This window comes from Bacillus sp. UNC438CL73TsuS30, from assembly GCF_000482325.1.
Classification (GTDB): domain Bacteria; phylum Bacillota; class Bacilli; order Bacillales; family Cytobacillaceae; genus Neobacillus.
In genome coordinates this window covers 255,208-274,649 of sequence record NZ_KI535297.1, presented here as the reverse complement: position 1 = coordinate 274,649, position 19,442 = coordinate 255,208, and the positions used below count along the sequence as shown (strand labels likewise).

Sequence of the window (19,442 nt, the reverse complement as noted above, 5' to 3'; positions counted from 1 at the left end):
ATTTCAGATTCGTAGAGATATTTTAGTTAATTGGTAATGATTCACTTTGAATGACTGGAGTATTGTATTTTGCTCGCTTTAAAAATTGACCAGTTCCTGGTTTTGCAACTAATTGCTTATCCCGGACAACAAATTCACCGCGAACCATAACAGAAACCGGTTCACCCGTTACCTTCATACCCTCAAAAGCATTATAATCAACAGCCAAATGATGCGTTTCGGCTGAAATCACACGGTCAATATTTGGATCAAAGATCACGATATCAGCATCTGCCCCTACTGCGATGGTTCCTTTTTTCGGGAATAAACCAAATAGTTTAGCAGCCCTTGTTGAAGTAAGTTCAACAAATTGATTCAGACTGATTCTGCCTTTCTTTACTCCTTCAGAGAACAGGATGGAAAGACGATCTTCAACAATTGGCCCGCCGTTTGGAATTTTTGAGAAATCACCGCGGCCTAATTCCTTTTGTCCTTTGAAGTCAAAAGAACATTGATCAGAGCCAAGTGTCTGCAGCTCGCCATTTTTTAAAGCGTTCCAAAGCACATCCTGATTCCACTTTTCTCTAAGCGGCGGTGACCATACATATTTTGCTCCCTCAAAATTAGGTTTTTCCAAATAGCTTTGGTCGAGAACCAAATATTGCGGACATGTCTCTCCCCAAACGTTAAAACCTTTTTTGCGGGCTTCAGCGATCTGCTCTACTGCATCCGCACAGGTGACATGGACCACATATAATTGCGAATTTGCCAGTCCGGTAAGCTTTGCTGCCCGGCCAGTTGCTTCTCCTTCTAATTCCTGTGGTCTCGTTAACGCATGGTAAATCGGATCGGTATTTCCATCGGCAAGCGCCTTTTTCGTTAAATAATCGATTACATCACCGTTCTCGGCATGGACCATAACGAGCGCGCCGTGTTCTTTTGCGAAAGCAAGCGTCCGGTATAAGGTTTCATCATCTGCCTGCAGGACATTTTTATAAGCCATGAAAACCTTAAAGGATGTAATCCCTTCCTCATTAATGACTTGCGGAAGCTGGGCAAGCACATCGTCATTAATTTCACCAATCATTAGGTGGAATCCATAATCGATGACTGCCTTTTCTCCTGACTTTTCGTGCCAGGTTTGAATGGCATTTTTTAATGGTACCCCTTTGTCTGTTAAGCAAAAATCAATGACGGTTGTCGTGCCGCCAAAAGCTGCACCTATCGTACCTGTTTCAAAATCGTCCTTTGTAACGGTACCGCCAAAAGGCATATCGAAATGGGTATGTGGATCTACACCGCCTGGGAATACATAGCAGCCCTTTGCATCAATGACCTCTGCACCAAGTGCTTCGAGGTTCGTCCCAATTTGAGCTACCTTTCCATCTTCGATTAAAATTTCCGCTTGATAGATATCAGAAGCTGTAACAACTGTTCCATTTTTTATTATTTTCTTCATGGGAATATCCCTCCTATTTTATATCTACTTTACATTCCGTTGCCGCATTGAGTGCTGTTTGGCGTTCATTCCATGTCATCGGAGGCAGCTCGCTTGGAACCTCAATCATGTCAATCGCTCCGTCGACTGGGCAGACAATCGAACATAAATTACAGCCGACACAGTCCTCTTCACGTACTTTGAGATAGCCCTTTCCGTTAGCATCAGTCAGCATATCGATACATTGGTGAGAGGTATCCTCACATGCAATATGGCATTTATTACAATTGATACAGACATCGGTATTAATTTTTGCCACAATATTGTAATTAAGGTCCAAATTACCCCAATCCGAATATTTAGGAACAGATTTCCCGACAATTTCAGAAACGGCAGAAATTCCTTTTTGGTCAAGATAATTGCTTAACCCTTCAATCATGTCTTCCACAATTCGGAATCCGTGATGCATGGCCGCTGTACACACTTGAACGCCAGTTGCGCCCATAAGTAAAAATTCAACAGCATCCTGCCAATTTGAAATTCCGCCAATTCCCGAGATTGGCACATTGATTCGTGGATGGCGGGCACATTCAGCTACCATGTTGAGGGCAATTGGTTTAACAGCCGGACCGCAATAGCCGCCGTGGGCACCCTTGCCAGCAACATGCGGAATCGTATTCCACGTGTCTAGATCAACGCCAGCTAAACTGTTGATGGTATTGATCATACTGATGGCATCTGCACCACCTTGCACAGCAGCTTCAGCCGTTGCCGTAATATCGGTAATATTCGGCGTTAATTTTACAATGACTGGTGTTTTCGCTACCTCTTTGACCCAAAATGTTTGACGTTCAACTAGGGCCGGTACCTGCCCAGAAGCAGCTCCCATCCCGCGCTCGGCCATACCATGTGGACAGCCGAAGTTTAACTCGAGACCGTCCACCCCGACATCCTCGACACGCTTGACGATTTCATGCCATTTTTCCTGTTTTGGCTCCACCATCAATGACGCAATAATCGCATGGTTTGGGAAGCGTTTTTTCGTTTCATAGATTTCTTTTAAATTGACCTCCAATGGCCGATCTGTAATCAATTCAATATTATTAAATCCCGCTACCCTCTGCCCATTAAAGCTGACAGCCGCAAACCGTGAGGAAACGTTCAAAATCGGGTCACCTAAAGTTTTCCAAACAGCTCCTCCCCATCCGGCTTCAAATGCGCGCTGTACCTGGTAGCCTGAATTCGTAGGAGGTGCCGAAGCAAGCCAGAACGGATTTGGAGACTTGATCCCTGCAAGATTAATTCGTAAATCTGCCATCCTTTTTACTCCCTTCTATTTCCAAATGTTATCAGCGTATTAAACTGTTCCTACTACAGTAAATTGTTTATGAATGGCGTACGCAACCTGTTTTCCTTGCTTAGCCGCAGTAACGACCATCGCATCCCCTTTTCCTTTACCGAACACAATATCACCACAGGCAAAAATATTCGGTTCTGAGGTTTGGCAGGTTTCCTGATTAACTTGAACGACTCCACCTTTATGTTCCAGTCCGAGTGCTTCGATTAAGGATAAATGCCTTGTTTGTCCGATTGCTTTTACCACTTCATCGACCGGCAGAATAAATTCAGAGCCTTCAATTGGAACAGGGCTGCGTCGGCCGTCTTTTTCCGGTTCACCCAGCTTCATTTTTATGCACTCAATACCGGTTACCTTGCCGTTTTCCCCAAGGATTCTCTTTGGTGCCGTTAACCAGCGGAACTCAACACCATCTTGTTTGGCAAATTCATATTCAAAGTCATAAGCGGTCATTTCCTCTTCCGTTCTCCGGTAAAGAATTTTGACATTTTCAGCACCTAAGCGAACGGAACAAGTAGCACCGTCAATTGCGGTATTCCCCGCTCCTATGACAACTACACGCTTTCCGACAAGGTCATTAACAAGACGTCCGCCCTTCGTTGCCTTTACAAATTCGATTGCATCATGTACACCTTCGAGTTCCTCTCCTTCAATACCAAGGTTCGGAACATGTGCCATCCCTGCTGCTAAAACAATCAGATCAAAGTTTTCCTTTAAATATTCTGGTGATACATCCCTACCTACCATCGTATTCGTCTTGATTTTCACATTTAATTTTTCAACTTGGTGGACTTCCCAGAAGGAAATGGATTGTGGCAAGCGGAAGGAGACAATCCCAAAGGTATTTAATCCTCCTGCTTTTTCTGCAGCTTCGAAAATCGTCACATCGTACCCAAACCGGGCAAGTTCCCTCGCAGCTGATAATCCCGCAGGACCACCGCCGATAATGGCAACTGACTTCCCATTAGACTCACCAGGCTGAAAGAGAGTTTGTTCATTTTGAATCGCCCAATCCGTTGCATATCTTTGCAGGTTTCCAATCATAATCGGCTTTGTAGAATGATTTAAGACACACGCACCCTCACAAAGCTCCTCTGTAGGACATACTCTTGCACAGCTGGCGCCCACAGGGTTGGATGTCATAATCGTTTTCGCTGATCCAAGCAAATTTCCAGAGGCAATTTTTTTAATAAAGGTTGGAATATCAATCCCGGTTGGACAGGCCTTAATACATGGGGCATCATAACAATAGAGACATCGATTTGCCTCTTCAATCGCCTCACGGTTTGTTAGAGCTGGTTCGACCTCTTGAAAGTTTTTTTCAAGATTGGTTAAGGAAATACGCTGCATGTTTTCACTTGCCAATGAGAAACCCTCCTTATATATGAATAGGATTCTAGTAAAAATGTAAGCGCTTTATAAAATAATGATAGGTATACTAGATTTTAAAAGCTCAGCCTCCTTTTCAAAAAATATAACAGAAAATTCTGCATCTCATTCTATTTTACAGACACTAGATAGGCATTTCATTACACAATCTGTAAAATAATGTAAGCGTTTTATTAACCAATATGTAAAATGAATTTTCTGACTCGATTAAATGAAAAAAATAGTAAATGATGTAAAATGTGTAGGTTTAGAAAAGAAAAACAGAATTTGTGAGGATATCATGCTTGTACTTTTATGGATACTTTACCAATTTATCATAATCAAATTAAAAAATTTGTAAAAATACCTCGAACCCTTTAATAAATCTCTACTATTAAGCAATAAATATTTCGACACTATCTAAGAAATACAAAAAGCGCTCTTTTCATCAAAGAGCACTTTTTGTAAAACTTTTTGATTGCTACAAATGAATTTGAAATTGATCTAGTAAATAATTTGCTAATTTTTCGGAATCTACTCTTGCAGCAACAAAAGGCGGTCGAACCTCAATGGCTCCTTCAAATGGTACTCCAAGCCATAAAATACGTTCGTCCAAAATCACAAAAGGAAAGGTTGGACGGTTCGAAATCCATTCATTTGGTTGAAGGTTTGTCCATTGCCTGGAAGAAAGAATCTTCAATTGCACATGTTTATTACGGTTCATTAATTTTTTCTGCCAATGTTCAGGAAGAACGGTATGATCCGGCAGCGATAATACAATCGAGCTCTTTGTTCTATCAAGATCCCGGAAAATCTTCTCCAGTTTTAATGCATGTACCCACTGCAATCGGGAAAGCTGATGTTGAATCCAATTCCCAATTTCTTTTTGCGTTACCGTTTGATTTTGTTCCCTCTGATAGTCGACAAGCTGCCTTAAGGTTTTTCCCTGATAAACATGTTGGCGGATAAATGTCTGATTACTGACATGGATGAATTTCCCTTTTGTCCTTGTAATCGCAACATTGATGAGGCGTTCACTATCCTTGCCAGTTAACAGCATTCCAGCCCGTTCTAGAGGCCAGCCATCAACGGTATCAAACACCATTACGTCACGCTCGCTCCCTTGAAACCGATGGACGGTAGCAGCGATTATATCAGCCCCCATCCGTTCATTTTGAAACAAATCATTCAGTAAAAGTTCCATTAAATTTGCCTGAGCACGATAAGGCGTCACATAACCAATTGATTTTGCTCCGGCAAGATAGGATTCGTGAATCAATTGGAAAGAGAGCAAAAGCTGCCATACATTCATTCGCGAATTAGAGGTCCGTTCCGTCATACAGTAAGCTCCCGTATAACTAGTGTCTAACAGGATAGATGCTTTTTGCGGGAACGGTGCTTTTTCAACGATTTGGTCGCGGCTGTCCAGTACGCTCAGATGATCCCCGACCAGCGACTGATAAATAAAGCGATTTGTGAACGCAGAAATATCGGGATGCATTCTTCTTTGTTCTTTTAATAAGAATAAATGGGGGTGGAGTTCCCCTTTATTCACCCATTCCACAACACCGGCACGGTGAAACACATCCTCCCTCAGCCATTTCGCCACTAACGCATCGCGGCTTGAAGCAATCGGCGGCAATTGTTTAAAATCACCGCAAATTATGACTCGTTTACCGAGGGTTGCAGCAAAAGCAGCTTGTGGAACATATGCCATACTTGCCTCGTCCAAAATGACCACATCAAAATCTTTTTCAAAAATTGAAGCATCACTAGCGGCTTTCGCAAGTGTTGTGCCGACAATCAGTGCATCCTTGACAAACTGCAATTCTTTTTGGCGAATCTTCTCTAACACCTTGGCAATCTTGGTCTCAAGCTCTAAAAGCTGATTAGAGTCCCTTTTGCTAAAGGATCGAGCTAAATCTTGTTTCAACATCCTTCGTTCTTCCAATAAGGTGTTTTTATTTTCGGCAAGTCCCGGATCCTGCTTTTCAATTAACTGGCTGGTTGTCAGTGCTTCACCACTAGGCAGACCTTCACCGGAATGAAATCCGTAGCGAAGGACCTCTCCCTCCTGAAAACGCTGCTTTTTGTTAATAAAATGAGAAATTTCACTAATTAATACATTTACAGCTTGATTGCTATGAGAAAGGATCAGGACTCTTTTTTTCTGAAAATATTTATTTGCTGCCACCCTAGCAAGCGTGTAGGTTTTCCCTGTTCCAGGCGGTCCCCAGACAAATGTGACAGGATTGTATTTCGACCGTAATACCAATTCGTGGACATTGCTTTTAATTTTATCGAGAGGATGCTTAGCAGGCATGGAAGGGGCCATTAACCTCCTTACTCTAAGTCGTTTTTGCTTGCTTTTTTTTATCTCATCCAAGCGTTGAATAAGATGTTCCAATAGTTCCCACGGATCATGAAATAAAAAAGCCTCCGGAATCAAATCTCCCCATGATTGCTCTAAGGCGATGATGATTCCTCTGCCCTCTGAAGATAAAATCCGTCCGTTTTGTTTTAGACCGCCCCACTCTAGTCTGATTGTAGACCCGACCGGAATTTTTAAAGGTACTGCGGTATCAAAATAATAGGTAAACGAATGGTCATTTGTTAAAAAACGCCCATTTGAAACAATATGCTTATTACTGCCAAATTTTTTTAAATAATTGATTTCATTCTGCAGTGCTTGCTGCCATTCTTTTATTAATGTAATGATTGAATTCATTAAATCCTTCCTTATAAATTATTATCTAAATATGAACACTCCAAGGATACCTGACATAATAATCACGACCGTCGGATGGAGTTTTAAAAATAGGAGAGAACATAAGGATACCGCAAAAATGATGAACATGCCCACCGTCTTTGTTGAAAAATCAAAGGCAATAACCCCATTTGACAGCGCAAAATTGATGGCTGCATAAATAATTAAACTGGTAACAATCGGACGAAGCCCATAAAAGGCTGAAGTAATGAGTGGATGATCTTTCACTTTTTCATAATTTTTTGCTATCACGAGAATGAAAATTAACGAAGGAAGGGTAATCGCCAGAGAAGAAATCAGCGCACCATAAATCCCTCCTATATGATACCCTACGGTAGTCGCACTATTTGAGGCAATGGAACCGGGAGCCATACCAGATAAACCAACAAAATCGGTAAATTCAGAGGTGGTCAGCCAGCCGCGCTGTGTCACTTCCCGTTCGATAACGGGGATCATCGCATATCCGCCACCAAAAGAAACGGCACCGATCAAAAAAAATAATAAAAATAATTGCAGTAACACACCTTTCCCTCCTACCCTGCTCTTTTACCTTTTTGAGGTTCCTGTATTTTGTCTAATCGAACAACGATTCCTAACCATTTTTTCACTTTCACGATCATAATTCCGAAAAATACTCCTAAAAAAATCGCGATAATCGGGTGTAAATGAAAAACAAGCATCATCACAACCATGCCTGCACAGAGGATAAAGGTTGATTTATCTAATAAGGCTGTTTTTGATATTTCGATAGCCGCATAAAGGATTAAAGCTACTACAGCAGCACGGATCCCAAGGAAAGCTGCTTCAAAATATGAATTATCCTTAAATAGAATAAAAAATATGCTGAGAAAACATACAATTATAACGGTTGGAAATAGAACACCCGCCAAAGCTGCAATAGCGCCCCAAACACCTCCAAACCGATAACCGATAAAGGTGGCACAATTCACAGCAATCGCCCCCGGCGCTGTCCCGGATAAGGCGAAAATATCGGAAACATCTTTCATGCTCAGCCATTGTTTTTTCTGAACGAATTGCCGTTCAATTAATGGGATCATCGCATAACCACCGCCAAACGTCACAGGGGCAATTTTAAAAAAGATCCAAAATAATTCAATTAATAATTTTAAATTTGATTTCATCACAAGCCAACTTTCTCGAATAAGCATTGAGATTACTTTTCTATTATAGTACAAAAATAATAGATTCCTTTTGTTATCAGAAGATTTACAAAATCCGCATAAAAATAAACAGTCGTTGAAAAAACGACTGTTTATTTTAACATCTTATTTATAATTTTGAATTACTTTTTCTTCGAGCTCTGCTTCCTGCCATCCTTTACAAATATCTACCCAGTCCTTTGCAAAGGAATATTGGAATAATTCTTCGAGGTTCAATTCAATGGCCGAGTTAGAACTGCCGCAAGCTGGAAACAAGGTATCAAACCGTTTCATTGAAACATCCAAGTACACATCCAATTCCTTTGCTAATCCAAAAGGGCATACCCCGCCAATCGCATGCCCCGTTTGTTCAAGCACTTCATCGGGATTTAGCATCCGTGCTTTGAAGCCAAATGCTTGGCGAAATTTTTTATTATCAATTTTTGCGTCTCCTGCTGCGACGATTAAAATTGCTTTTTCCTCTTCGCCCCTAAAGGATAATGTCTTCGCAATTCGAGCGGGAATTACACCAATTGCTTCTGCGGCCAACTCTACTGTTGCGCTAGAGGTTTCGAATTCCATAATATCTTGCTCACGATTCCATTGTTTAAAATGAGCCTTCACACTTTCAAATGACAATTTATTTCATCCTTTCCCTATCACTTTTATGTAGAATAATATCACAATTAATAAAATAAACATAAAAAGAGGCACATAGGTTATTTTAACCCATGTGTTTTTTTCGTTATGAATCAATGTCATTACTTTTTACTTACAATTTTGAATCGCCATCCAATTTCCTTTTGAATATAAATAATAAAGGCCCGTGATTTTTTCAATTTTCCTTGGACATACTTATGAAGTATCTTTGTGAAAAAATACGAAATTTATGACAAGGAGGTCTAAAATGACTTACGAAAATCAATTCAGCGATTTTATAAATGAGCTTTCTTTACAAACGAAAATGGAAAATGTTTGGCTTAATACATGCGGTTCATGGCAAAACTGCACCGAAACGAATATTCAATCGTTTTTAGCCCAATGCTTAGAATACAATATCGATCCACAGTTCTGCATGAGCTGGGTCGAACAGCATAGTAATGAAATCCCAAATTGGGAAGCTGTTTCCGAGATGTCTCTTGGCTGGGTAAACCAACATACCTCATCAGGGTCCCCATTTTCCATAAATGATGAAGGCCTAAGTTAAGAAAAAAGTCTTTGCGATTTTTTTTGCGCAAAGACTTTTTATTATGGATGAATGATTTTATAAAGTTTTTCAAGGCCCTCCACTAGTCGAGGTGATGGTCGGCAATACAATTCTTCTTCCAGAATCAGAATTTGGCTCTCATTCTTATAATCTAGCTTTTCATAGCCTGGACGTTTCGTCACCACACTTTTCTGCACCTTCGCCTTTCGAACGCCGACCCAGGCTAGGCAAATAAAATCAGGCTTTCGAGATAAAACATCCTCCCAATCAGTCTGAACGCTAGCAAGTTCAACATCTGAAAAAATGTTTCTTGCTCCGGCTATTTCTGAAATCTCGGTCAGCCAATTGATTTTTCCCGGGGTAAAAATCGGTTTTGGCCACCATTCCCAATAAAGCGCTGGCCGATCTTGAATCGTCTTCCCTCTTTCTTTTACCTTTTCTATTCTGAACCGAAATTCCTTAGCTGCATCAATCCCGCGTTCCCGCTGCTCAAGAACCTCAGCAGTTTTTATCAAATCTTCTTCAATATCGGATAAGGACTGCGGATTTAACACGATATGGGGAATTCCTCTTTCAACAAGTGCCTCCACATTTTTTTCCATCCCAGGAACACTTAAAGAAGCTAAAACCATATCCGGTTTCAACTCTTCGACCAAATCCATGTTAATCGATAAATCCGGACCTAATCTCGGAAGATTTGCAACCTGAGCCGGCCAATCAGAAAAATCATCAACTCCCACTAGAAGATGTGTTAATCCTAGAAATTCCATCAATTCTGTGTTACTGGGGCATATGGATATAACTCGCACGGTTTCACCTCTCAATATTTCTATAAATTAAAGATCAAAATCAGACACTTACTTGATTTTTTCAACCAATTTTACTAAAAATTGATGTATAAGCTCAAAAGCTTCTCCAATGGATAAATCTTCTCTAAATCCCTCTACATAATTCAAAGCAAAATTTAAATCCCATAGCCCGTCCTCATTACTGAACAATAAATCAAATTTAGCCTCACTGCCTTTTAAATTTTGATTTAACTCCTCTTTTAACACATTACCAAATTTCTTTTGAAACCTAAGGCCTAACATTACATCATATGTACCAAAAACATCATCTACCTCTAAAGAAACAGCATCGACATGAATAGCTTCAAATTGTTGAGACTCTAAGAATAAAAATTCCTTCTTATGTTTTTTTAAATAATCAAGGGGCTGGCTTAGAAACGAATAGGTTTCTTTAGCAATCAGTTCTTCTGTTTCCTTATCACAGCGTTCAATATAAGCATCTTCTAAAAATTGTTGATTTGCCATCGTATTCCTCCTAATTCTATTAACTGTACTATATTATCCCAATAATCATCGTTTGATAGCAACTTTTAATATAACAAAACAGGGAACAACGATTCAATCTCGCTGTCCCCTGTTTTCCTTCTCATTAATTTCCAGCTAATTTCGTAACAGCTTTTTTATCTGTTGTTCCCTCATGTGGGTTACCTGCTGGTTTAACTCTTTTAATAAAGAATGCAAGTATTAGTGCGATACTAGCAATTCCAACCGATACTAAGAAAGAATCATTAATACCTTCAAGCATGGCTTTCATGGCAATTTGCTGTTTCATTTCAGCTAGCGCCTCAGGAGTTGGTTTTCCAGTCAAATGCTTCATCGCAGAAGCTGCTAAGTCTGTCGCATGCGTTTTAGTACGATTAGACATGATGGTAACTAATAATGCCGAGCCAATTGCACCAGAAACTTGCTGAAGAGTACTGTTCATTGCTGTTCCATGTGGATATTGATGGGCAGGCAATTGGTTTAATCCATTTGTCATAACCGGCATCATAACCATCGACATTCCGAACATCCGCGCTGAGTATATTAGGATTAACTCAGTGTAAGTAGTATGAAGTGTTAAGGTGCTTAAGAAGTAACTTGTGATAATCGTAATCGATAAACCAGTAATGGCTAATAAACGACCGCCATATTTATCAAATAATTTACCGGTAATTGGTGACATGATCCCCATTAAAATAGATCCAGGCAGCATGAGTAGTCCAGACTTGATTGGCGAAATTCCGCGAATCGATTGAACATAGATTGGTAAAAGCAACATCGCAGAAAACATGGCCATCGTAATAACAATTGAAATCGCCGAAGATAGAGTAAACATTGGATACTTGTAAATTCGGAAATTAAGCATTGGTACCTCAAGCTTTAATTGACGCCAAATGAATAATACAATAGAGACAGCACCAACGATAATTGTAATATAAACCTGCGGACTGTCCCAGCCTTTATTCCCTGCAGAACTAAATCCGTACAATAAACCGCCAAAACCAATACTTGATAATAAGAAGGAAAGGAAATCAAGACGGATTTCCACATCTTTCTTTTTATCTTTTAGTAGAAAGATTGCAATCACAAGGACAATTGCTGCAATCGGTGTAACAAAATGGAAGAGCATTCTCCAGTCAAAGTGTTCAATTAACCAGCCTGATAAGGTAGGGCCAACTGCAGGTGCGAAAATGAAGACTAAGCCGAATAGCCCCATCGCAGCCCCTCTTTTTTCAGGAGGAAAGCTTGTTAGCATGACATTCATTAATAAAGGCATCATGATCGCAGATCCAGAGGCTTGAATCATCCTTGCCACGAGTAAAACAGGAAAGGAAGTTGCAAAACCAGCAAGAATGGTACCAATTAAAAATAAACTCATGGCTGTTAAAAATAAACGTCTTGCTGTATACTTTTGGATTAAAAAAGCTGTCGCAGGAATCATGACTCCATTTACGAGCATATATCCGGTTGAAAGCCATTGAACAGTTGATGCAGAAACATCAAGGTCTTTCATTATGGATGGTAAAGCTACATTTAATAATGTTTCGTTTAGCATGGAAATAAAAGCGCCAATCATCAGGATTGCCAGAATCCCCCATGGCGGTCGATCTATCGGTTTAACAGAATTCTCCATTGTAATACCCCCTATAAACTAACGGTTCATTTTTTTGTACTGCTATTTCACATAGACAATATCATATACCAGCAGTTCAATTTTTGCAACAAGAAAATTTCATGTTTTTTATTTGGTTTGTTTTAAAAACGAAAGTAATGTACTATAGAATTATACCAGGGGTATAAATATAACTTAAGGTGATATAGATGAAAGATCGAAAGCAGCACGTAATTGAAAAAGCACACCAATTATTTATTGAGAAGGGATTCCAAGCAACATCAATTCAGGATATTTTGGATTTTAGCGGAATTTCGAAAGGAACCTTCTATAATTATTTTTCTTCGAAGAACGAATTATTAATCGCCATTTTTAAATCCATCTTTAAAAACATGGACAGGGAGCGGAATGAGTTACTAATCGGACAAGACCCAGCTGATATTGAAATTTTTATTAAACAAATGGAAATACAAATGCGGTCAAATAAAAAAAATCGGCTTTTCACCCTTTTTGAGGAGGTATTATTCTCGAATGATGCGGAAATGAAGGAATTTCTCAAAAGAGGACAATTTTTCATGCTCCGCTGGCTCTATAACCGATTTATTGACTTATTTGGTGAGGATAAAAAAGCTTATCTAATGGATTGTGCCATCATGTTTATGGGGATTATGCAGCAAAACATCCACTTCGACCACCTTGCTAATGGCGTGAATACCAATATCAGCCGGGTTGTCCGATATAGTGTTGAGCGGATGGTAGGGATAGTCGGTGAGGTCGTGGAATCTGGCGATTATTTAATTAGTCCGGAACTTTTGGCAAAATGGATTCCGGAATGTAAAAAGGATGGACAGGAGCTAAAAGACCAACTGCTTCAATTAAGTTCTGCTTTAAAGAAAATGATTACGAAACACTGCCCAAATGAAGGGGATCAAGAAAAACATCTTGAATTATTGGACTTTATTCAAGATGAACTTATGCAAATAAGAGCACCACGCAAACATTTAATTAAAAGTACCCTTTCAACCCTAAAAACAGAAATATCACCCTTTGCCGAAAAAGAACTTCAGCAACTCGAGAACCTTATTGCCCATTTTGGGTGAAAGTGACAGGCACCGCCCGTGGACTTTTCGCTTCTTTTGTCCATATGGGGTGGACACTTCAGCCGATAAGAAAGCAGTGAATTTCAGCTTAATTGAAGTTCACTGCTTTTCAATGAGACTATTTGGTTATAAACGTTTTTGGCATAACAACTGCGACAACTTCACCGCGGGCACAAAGTTCATCATTTGCAAAGACCTCTGCATCCACCTTCCACTTTTTCGGATGAATTTCAGTAACTGTTCCGACTGCTTTTAAAGGGACGCCATGCGGAGTTGGCTTTACGAAATCCACTTTTAAGGAAGCGGTTACAAATCGAGGGGGATCTACCCCGTCACCAGCCTCATGACCATTTTTTCGATGTAGTGCTAGTGCCGCCGAACCTGTCCCATGGCAATCAATCAAAGAGGCAGTAATCCCTCCATAAACAAATCCTGGCAGAGCCAAATGGGCTGCTTCAGGTGTATAAATCGTTACCGTCTGGTCTCCCTGCCAGCCGGTGCGAAAATGGTGTCCTTCCTCATTTAAACGGCCACACCCATAACACCAGGCAAAATCATCCGGATAATCATCTTGAATCGCTTTGATCACCTTTTCTTCCACACTCTCTCCTCCCTTTTCAGAAAATTATACCATATTTTGGACAAAAATAGAGCCAGGAGGATTCCTGGCTCTTATATAAACTATTTTGGTTGTACCTCCAATTTATGAGATTTACTTCCAAGTATTGTTTCATTAGCTAGCTAAAGGAAGCGTGATTTCGACCAGTGTACCTTCTCCGATTTTACTTTGATAATGTATTCTTCCATGGTGCTGCTTAATGAGCTTGTGACAGATCATTAAACCAAGCCCAGTCCCTTTTTCCTTTAATGTGTAAAAAGGCTCACCTAAGCGCGGCAGCAGTTCTTCAGGAATCCCGAAGCCCTCGTCGCGGACGGAAATAATTACCGTTCCATCAGTGCCATTTCTTAAGTGAACATGGATTTCTCCGCCATTCGGCATCGCTTCAAAGGCATTTTTTAAGAGATTCAAAAATACCTGTTTTAATTGATTTCTCTCACAAATAATAAGAAAATCTGGATCTTCGAACGTTAATTTTAATTGAATATTATTCATTAACGCCTGCGGTGCCAAAAGCTCAAGAATACTTTCAATCAAGTTCCTTAATTCTGTTTTCTTAAGCTGGATGGCCTGCGGTTTCCCCAATGAAAGCAGTTCGCTTGTTATTGTTTCAATCCGCTCTAATTCACTAAGAATCAGTTCATTAAACTGAATTGGACCATTTTCCGTTTTATATAGCTGTATAAAGCCTTTAATTGTTGTTAAGGGATTTCGGATTTCGTGTGCCACTCCGGCCGCTAACTCCCCCACAATGGAAAGTTTTTCAGATTGAAGAAGAATTTCTTCGGCTTTTTTACGTTCAGATATATCCCGGCTGATAATCACAATATGTTCAACAGAATTGTTTTCACATTCAACCGGCATACATCGAGATTCAAACTCAATCCAATAACTGTCTTTATGATGAAAGCGGAATTCCATCGAAACGGACTCTTTATTTTCAAACATCCACTCAATCGTATCTTTAAACATTCCAACATCATCAGGGTGAATGAACTTACATAATTCAAATTTTTCTAACTTGATTCCTTTATATCCCAAAACAAGTTCATGGGAAGGTGAAAAATATTGAACAGAATGGTCGCGTTTCATTACCATAATGAGGTCAGAAGTATTTTCTGCAATTAATCGATAATTAGATTCACTCTCTGCTAAAGTTTTCTCCATTTGCTTTTTTTCGATAATAATCCGGTGGAGCCGCTCATATGACTCAATCAATAATGCCCCAAGAATGACCCCCAATAAGACAAAAAGCAGGTATTGGAAGTGAAAAAGAGGTTTATGTCTTAAAATATTAAAGATAATCGGCACAGTGACAATATAAATGGCAACGTAGGTAACATATAGATAAAGGCATTTTTTCACAGGCATGTGACGCTTTGACAAAAAGTGAATGATGATGAAGCTTATCATGATTAAGATCCAGCCAATAATGGCCGGTGTCCAGTGACCACTAGAAAACAATCTTGCAATCAGGGCGAAGCCGCCGGTGATGGTGCCAGCTACTGGACCAAGATAGGCAAAAACCAAAATAACCGGGGCATACCGAATATCATAGGAATACCCTTGCTGATGGATAGATAATGCTACTAATAGAATGGAAACGACCCCTGCATAGACCCCCACCCAAATTCTTAACTGTTTTAGGGACCGATGACTACTAAATGAACGAATGACCAAAGGTGTACTGACCATGAGTGAAAAAATAGAGAGATTTACAATGTAGTCTAATAGAATCAAATGTATCCACCCAAACTTAATATATTCTTCCTTAATCATAAACTAGAGCCATTACCATTTCCATACTAAATAAATACTTTTATGCTTGGCCTCCCCCATTTTTAAATAAAAAAGTTGCTGCCCGCAAGATTGGGAATACAGCAACTTTTTTTCGATAAAATCGGGCGCTATTATGCACCATTATAAAGATGTCTCTAGGATATCCATCGCTTCTTCTAGCTCTTTTTCAGTAATGGTTAATGGCGGGGCAAGTGTTAGTACATTCCCCTGCGATACCTTAAAGCTTAATCCCTTTTCCATACATTTATACATGATTCGTTCGGCTTCGGAAATGGCCTTCGCTTTTGTCTTTCGGTCAAGCACCAGCTCCACCCCATATAGCAAACCGATTCCGCGGACATCCCCAATCAGTTCAAATCGGTTTTGCATGGTTAGCAAACGAGTTTTCATATTTTCACCTAAGGAGTTTGCTTGCTCTAGCAAACGGAAATCCTCGATATATTGGAGGGTGGCGAGTGCGGCCGCACAGCCAAGAGAACTTTTTTCATGTGTAAAGTGTCCTAAAGCAATATCACCGGCAACATCTAAGTCCTCGCGGGCGATCATCGCTGCCATCGGAAATACACCGCCCCCAAGCCCTTTTCCAAGCAGGACAATATCCGGAACGATATCATAATTTTCAAAGGCAAACATTTTCCCCGTTCGACCCAGTGCCGTTGGTATTTCGTCATAAATCAATAATACTCCGTGGGTATCACAAATTTGTCTTAATCGTTGATGATATTCCTTTGGTGGTATTTGTACATCTGTGCACCTAATTGGTTCAAGGATTATCGCCCCAACATCCCCCTCCCGCTCTAATACATACTCAAGATAATCTAGACCCTTCTCATGGCTGTCATTGCGATCCCCGAAAAAACACCTGTAGGAATTATAGGGCATCACCTGGAGGGTTCCTGGCATAAGCGGACCCATTCCATTGCGAAAAATAGCTTCGCCGCCGACAGATATTGCATCCAAACTAGCTCCATGAAAGGAATCCCACATTGAAATGGTTTTAAACTTTCCGGTTGCCTTTCGGACAAGCTTCAAGGCCATACTTACGGCAGAAGTCCCTCCAGGTGCTAAAAGTACTTTATTTAAATGTCCCGGAGCAAGTTCCACCAATTTCTTTGCCAATTGAATCGCAGTTTTATTTGTATAACGGCGCGGGGAAAAAGGCAAAACATCCAACTGATCCTTTATCGCCTTAATTACGTACTCATTTCCATAGCCAACCTGGTGAACGCTGTTCCCATGGAAATCCATATATTTTCTTCCTTCACAATCTTCAAGGTAAATCCCATAGCTTTTTTCAATCACATTCAAGCAAGGGGTTGAAAGCGACTGGTGCAGATAATATTCAGAATCTTCTTCTAAAAGTTGAAAGGTGTCTTTACTTAGATGGCGCTCCTGCCATTCTTTACGGTTTTGAGATAAATTAATATCTCCTTCCGTTCTTAATAGCTCAGAATCAAGGTTTCTCATATTTGCCACCCCCTTTTTTAAAAGACTCTCATTTAAAAAAAATTGAGTTTCAACGAACTGATTAGATCACAGGCACTTCTAAGGAATCGACAATTCCCACAATCGCTGCATCAATGGGGGCGCATTTTTCGCCCGTCAATTTTTGTGCGGGCGTCCCCTGCGTAATAATGACAAATTCACCAATTCCGGCACCAATTCGGTCCATCGCAATGATGACATTTCCCTCGGGTTGTTTTTCCACATTAATGGGCTGAACAATGAGAAGTTTGATGTTTTCCATTCCCTTTTCCTTTTGAATCGCCCAGATACTTCCTTCAACCCTCGCTAGCCGCACTCTACATCATCCTTTACCGATATACTTGATGGTCAATTTTTTCTCCTTTAACAAATCCTTTGCTAAAGGGGAAATAATAACACCTTTTGGAAGGGTAAGGGTATGATTCGGGAATTCTTGCTGGGCCTTAATCCATTCGGGGGTGAGAAGTTTTTTCTTGAAGGTCAGACCTCCATCATCTGCATGATTTATTTCTTCCGTTTTAGCAGCTGGCGACTTTGCCAGCCGATCACACAGTTTTTCAATAACCGCATCTGCTAACTCCATTTGCGGCAAAAACTCAATACCTAGCTCCTTCATCCCTTCCACATAGGATTCAAACCGTTTCCGGTAAGGTCCTGGTAAAGAAAGTGCTTTTAAACAGCGGCGGTCGGCTCTCTTTATGCCAGGGGTGTCATCCCCGACAATAAGAAACTTTTCCAAGATAATCGCCGAAAAAATCAATTCAGCCTTAATTGTACCTTTTAAGCCGGTTACGATTCTCGCTGCATTATCCAAATCAATTTCCGGAATAACGATTCCATCGTATTCCTTCGGCAGTTCGATCGCAGCAGGAGAATATTCATCGGCCGCGATAATTCGATCAGAACCGCTTGATTCAATTCGCTGCATCCCCAGCCAGGAAGAGGTTTCACCATCTAAAAATAACAAATCATACCCGATTTTATGGTTCTTTAATTTAATAAACTGATCAGCAAACAGCTCATGTGCCGAACTATCACAAAAAACGAATAACACTTTCCCAATCTGCTCTTTTTCCTTTTCAACTTTCATCGATTGGACAACTTCCTTCACAACCGACTCAATCATCGCTCGAATATCGATGCTCCTCACCTCCCTTGCCAATAAAACTGATCATTTTTTCCAATGATTTTAACAAGGTCACCCGTTTTTAATCTCGCCGCATTCCCCTCGTCGAGATCGACATGGAAATCCATGCGATAAGTAGGATTGATACGAACAACAACATCTGAAAAAATAATCCGCCGGTCCCCGACGGTTTCAAGCAATAGCCGGTCACCCTGCTCCACCTTGAGTTTTTTTGCCTCATCAAGCGAAAGATGAACATGGCGTTTCGCAACTATTACCCCTTTTTCCAGAACCACACATCCCTTTGGGCCTACAAGAGTTAATCCGGGCGTGTCTTCAATGGATCCAGATAAGCGGATAGGGGGATGGACGCCTAATTGAAATCCATCCGTTATGGAAATTTCCACCTGTGTTTCTCCCCTAGCAGGTCCGAGAATTCTTACATTTTGGATAATCCCCTTTGGACCCAATAAGGTCACCTGCTCTTTGGCAGCAAATTGCCCCGGCTGTGATAACTCCCGAAACGGTGTTAACAAATAACCATTTCCAAATAAGGCCTCCACATCTGCCAATGATAAATGGACATGCCGGTTAGATACACCTACAGGAATTAAAGGGCTTTCAGTCATTTCATCCACAGACGCTGCCTTTTTAATCCTGTGCTGTTGCTTTACAACAATCCGTCTTTCGCGAAGAAAATCCCTTGCGGAAGGGGTAAGTTTTTCCCCCTCGCCAAGGGTGAAAGGATTAGGAATCCCATTTTTCAGCATGGCTCTAAGTTTGGATTCCGTAATAATCGTCATCTTCTATCCTTCCAATTTCGGAAGAATCAACTCAATATCCGAATGCGGGCGTGGAATTACATGGACTGAAACCAACTCGCCGACACTTTCAGCTGCAGCAGCTCCGGCATCTACGGAAGCTTTAACCGCTCCGACATCTCCGCGAACCATTACGGTCACAAGCCCGCCGCCGGCATGAACCTTTCCAATTAATCTAACATTTGCTGCCTTTGCCATCGCATCAGCTGCCTCAACAGCCCCAACCAAACCCTTTGTTTCAATCATTCCTAATGCTTCTCCACTCATTGTTT

The 19,442-nt window shown here is 40.6% G+C and carries 19 protein-coding genes; 2 read left to right on the top strand and 17 right to left on the bottom strand.

Annotated elements, in window-relative coordinates; all coding sequences use genetic code 11:
- Positions 1-22: 22 nt before the first annotated feature.
- The 7 genes from hydA to M028_RS0125220 form a co-directional block, all read right to left on the bottom strand.
- Positions 23-1,438: a dihydropyrimidinase gene (gene hydA, locus M028_RS0125250; RefSeq protein WP_026576328.1), complete on the bottom strand. Its 1,416-nt coding sequence runs from the start codon at positions 1,436-1,438 to the stop codon at positions 23-25.
- A 13-nt stretch (positions 1,439-1,451) separates the two neighbouring features.
- Positions 1,452-2,735 carry an NAD-dependent dihydropyrimidine dehydrogenase subunit PreA gene (preA, locus tag M028_RS0125245; protein WP_026576327.1) on the bottom strand — a complete coding sequence of 428 codons (1,284 nt, stop codon included), beginning with the start codon at positions 2,733-2,735 and terminating at the stop codon, positions 1,452-1,454.
- Positions 2,736-2,774: 39 nt separating this feature from the next.
- Positions 2,775-4,124, bottom strand: coding sequence for an NAD(P)-dependent oxidoreductase (locus tag M028_RS0125240; protein WP_035424779.1), 1,350 nt, complete (start codon positions 4,122-4,124; stop codon positions 2,775-2,777).
- A gap of 499 nt (positions 4,125-4,623) precedes the next feature.
- Positions 4,624-6,870 carry an AAA domain-containing protein gene (locus M028_RS0125235; RefSeq protein WP_026576325.1) on the bottom strand — a complete coding sequence of 749 codons (2,247 nt, stop codon included), beginning with the start codon at positions 6,868-6,870 and terminating at the stop codon, positions 4,624-4,626.
- Positions 6,871-6,891: 21 nt separating this feature from the next.
- Entirely contained in the window at positions 6,892-7,431 is a 540-nt protein-coding gene (locus M028_RS0125230) for a chromate transporter (RefSeq protein ID WP_026576324.1), read from the bottom strand.
- Positions 7,432-7,442: 11 nt separating this feature from the next.
- Positions 7,443-8,051, bottom strand: coding sequence for a chromate transporter (locus M028_RS31050; protein ID WP_035424775.1), 609 nt, complete (start codon positions 8,049-8,051; stop codon positions 7,443-7,445).
- Positions 8,052-8,195: 144 nt separating this feature from the next.
- A complete protein-coding gene (locus tag M028_RS0125220) occupies positions 8,196-8,708 on the bottom strand; it encodes a YbaK/EbsC family protein (RefSeq protein WP_026576323.1) in 513 nt (170 codons plus the stop codon).
- A gap of 268 nt (positions 8,709-8,976) precedes the next feature.
- Here M028_RS0125220 and M028_RS0125215 point away from each other — a divergent pair, with 268 nt between their 5' ends.
- On the top strand, positions 8,977-9,276 hold the full coding sequence (locus M028_RS0125215; RefSeq protein ID WP_026576322.1) for a hypothetical protein: 300 nt from the start codon (positions 8,977-8,979) through the stop codon (positions 9,274-9,276).
- Between the two features lie 41 nt (positions 9,277-9,317).
- Here M028_RS0125215 and M028_RS0125210 read toward each other — a convergent pair whose 3' ends face one another.
- The 3 genes from M028_RS0125210 to M028_RS0125200 form a co-directional block, all read right to left on the bottom strand.
- Entirely contained in the window at positions 9,318-10,085 is a 768-nt protein-coding gene (locus tag M028_RS0125210) for a cobalamin-binding protein (RefSeq protein ID WP_026576321.1), read from the bottom strand.
- Between the two features lie 48 nt (positions 10,086-10,133).
- Positions 10,134-10,589: a hypothetical protein gene (locus tag M028_RS0125205; protein WP_026576320.1), complete on the bottom strand. Its 456-nt coding sequence runs from the start codon at positions 10,587-10,589 to the stop codon at positions 10,134-10,136.
- A 124-nt stretch (positions 10,590-10,713) separates the two neighbouring features.
- A complete protein-coding gene (locus M028_RS0125200; protein WP_026576319.1) occupies positions 10,714-12,240 on the bottom strand; it encodes a DHA2 family efflux MFS transporter permease subunit in 1,527 nt (508 codons plus the stop codon).
- 188 nt (positions 12,241-12,428) lie between these two features.
- Here M028_RS0125200 and M028_RS0125195 point away from each other — a divergent pair, with 188 nt between their 5' ends.
- Positions 12,429-13,319 (top strand): TetR/AcrR family transcriptional regulator, encoded by an 891-nt coding sequence (locus M028_RS0125195; RefSeq protein ID WP_026576318.1) that lies wholly within the window; start codon positions 12,429-12,431, stop codon positions 13,317-13,319.
- 118 nt (positions 13,320-13,437) lie between these two features.
- On the opposite strand, the gene M028_RS0125190 is transcribed toward M028_RS0125195, so the two are convergent.
- The 7 genes from M028_RS0125190 to M028_RS0125155 form a co-directional block, all read right to left on the bottom strand.
- The gene (locus tag M028_RS0125190; RefSeq protein ID WP_026576317.1) at positions 13,438-13,920 is read right to left on the bottom strand and encodes a PaaI family thioesterase; all 483 of its coding nucleotides are present in this window, start codon (positions 13,918-13,920) and stop codon (positions 13,438-13,440) included.
- Between the two features lie 132 nt (positions 13,921-14,052).
- Positions 14,053-15,678, bottom strand: coding sequence for an ATP-binding protein (locus tag M028_RS0125185; RefSeq protein WP_026576316.1), 1,626 nt, complete (start codon positions 15,676-15,678; stop codon positions 14,053-14,055).
- A gap of 180 nt (positions 15,679-15,858) precedes the next feature.
- Positions 15,859-17,205 (bottom strand): (R)-1-hydroxy-2-aminoethylphosphonate ammonia-lyase, encoded by a 1,347-nt coding sequence (pbfA, locus tag M028_RS0125175; RefSeq protein ID WP_026576315.1) that lies wholly within the window; start codon positions 17,203-17,205, stop codon positions 15,859-15,861.
- Between the two features lie 61 nt (positions 17,206-17,266).
- Positions 17,267-17,539 carry a EutN/CcmL family microcompartment protein gene (locus tag M028_RS0125170; protein ID WP_026576314.1) on the bottom strand — a complete coding sequence of 91 codons (273 nt, stop codon included), beginning with the start codon at positions 17,537-17,539 and terminating at the stop codon, positions 17,267-17,269.
- A 6-nt stretch (positions 17,540-17,545) separates the two neighbouring features.
- Positions 17,546-18,373 carry a hypothetical protein gene (locus M028_RS0125165; protein ID WP_331280337.1) on the bottom strand — a complete coding sequence of 276 codons (828 nt, stop codon included), beginning with the start codon at positions 18,371-18,373 and terminating at the stop codon, positions 17,546-17,548.
- Entirely contained in the window at positions 18,370-19,152 is a 783-nt protein-coding gene (gene pduL, locus M028_RS0125160; RefSeq protein ID WP_026576312.1) for a phosphate propanoyltransferase, read from the bottom strand. The genes M028_RS0125165 and pduL overlap by 4 nt, the downstream gene beginning before the upstream one ends.
- 3 nt (positions 19,153-19,155) lie before the next feature.
- Positions 19,156-19,437 carry a BMC domain-containing protein gene (locus M028_RS0125155; protein ID WP_026576311.1) on the bottom strand — a complete coding sequence of 94 codons (282 nt, stop codon included), beginning with the start codon at positions 19,435-19,437 and terminating at the stop codon, positions 19,156-19,158.
- Positions 19,438-19,442: the final 5 nt, after the last annotated feature.

Coding starts and splice junctions, on each gene's coding strand:
- hydA (WP_026576328.1), bottom strand. CDS start 1,438: ATGAAGAAAATAATAAAAAATGGAACAGTTGTTACAGCTTCTGATATC.
- preA (WP_026576327.1), bottom strand. CDS start 2,735: ATGGCAGATTTACGAATTAATCTTGCAGGGATCAAGTCTCCAAATCCG.
- M028_RS0125240 (WP_035424779.1), bottom strand. CDS start 4,124: ATGCAGCGTATTTCCTTAACCAATCTTGAAAAAAACTTTCAAGAGGTC.
- M028_RS0125235 (WP_026576325.1), bottom strand. CDS start 6,870: ATGAATTCAATCATTACATTAATAAAAGAATGGCAGCAAGCACTGCAG.
- M028_RS31050 (WP_035424775.1), bottom strand. CDS start 8,051: ATGAAATCAAATTTAAAATTATTAATTGAATTATTTTGGATCTTTTTT.
- M028_RS0125215 (WP_026576322.1), top strand. CDS start 8,977: ATGACTTACGAAAATCAATTCAGCGATTTTATAAATGAGCTTTCTTTA.
- M028_RS0125205 (WP_026576320.1), bottom strand. CDS start 10,589: ATGGCAAATCAACAATTTTTAGAAGATGCTTATATTGAACGCTGTGAT.
- M028_RS0125200 (WP_026576319.1), bottom strand. CDS start 12,240: ATGGAGAATTCTGTTAAACCGATAGATCGACCGCCATGGGGGATTCTG.
- M028_RS0125195 (WP_026576318.1), top strand. CDS start 12,429: ATGAAAGATCGAAAGCAGCACGTAATTGAAAAAGCACACCAATTATTT.
- pbfA (WP_026576315.1), bottom strand. CDS start 17,205: ATGAGAAACCTTGATTCTGAGCTATTAAGAACGGAAGGAGATATTAAT.
- pduL (WP_026576312.1), bottom strand. CDS start 19,152: ATGACGATTATTACGGAATCCAAACTTAGAGCCATGCTGAAAAATGGG.
- M028_RS0125155 (WP_026576311.1), bottom strand. CDS start 19,437: ATGAGTGGAGAAGCATTAGGAATGATTGAAACAAAGGGTTTGGTTGGG.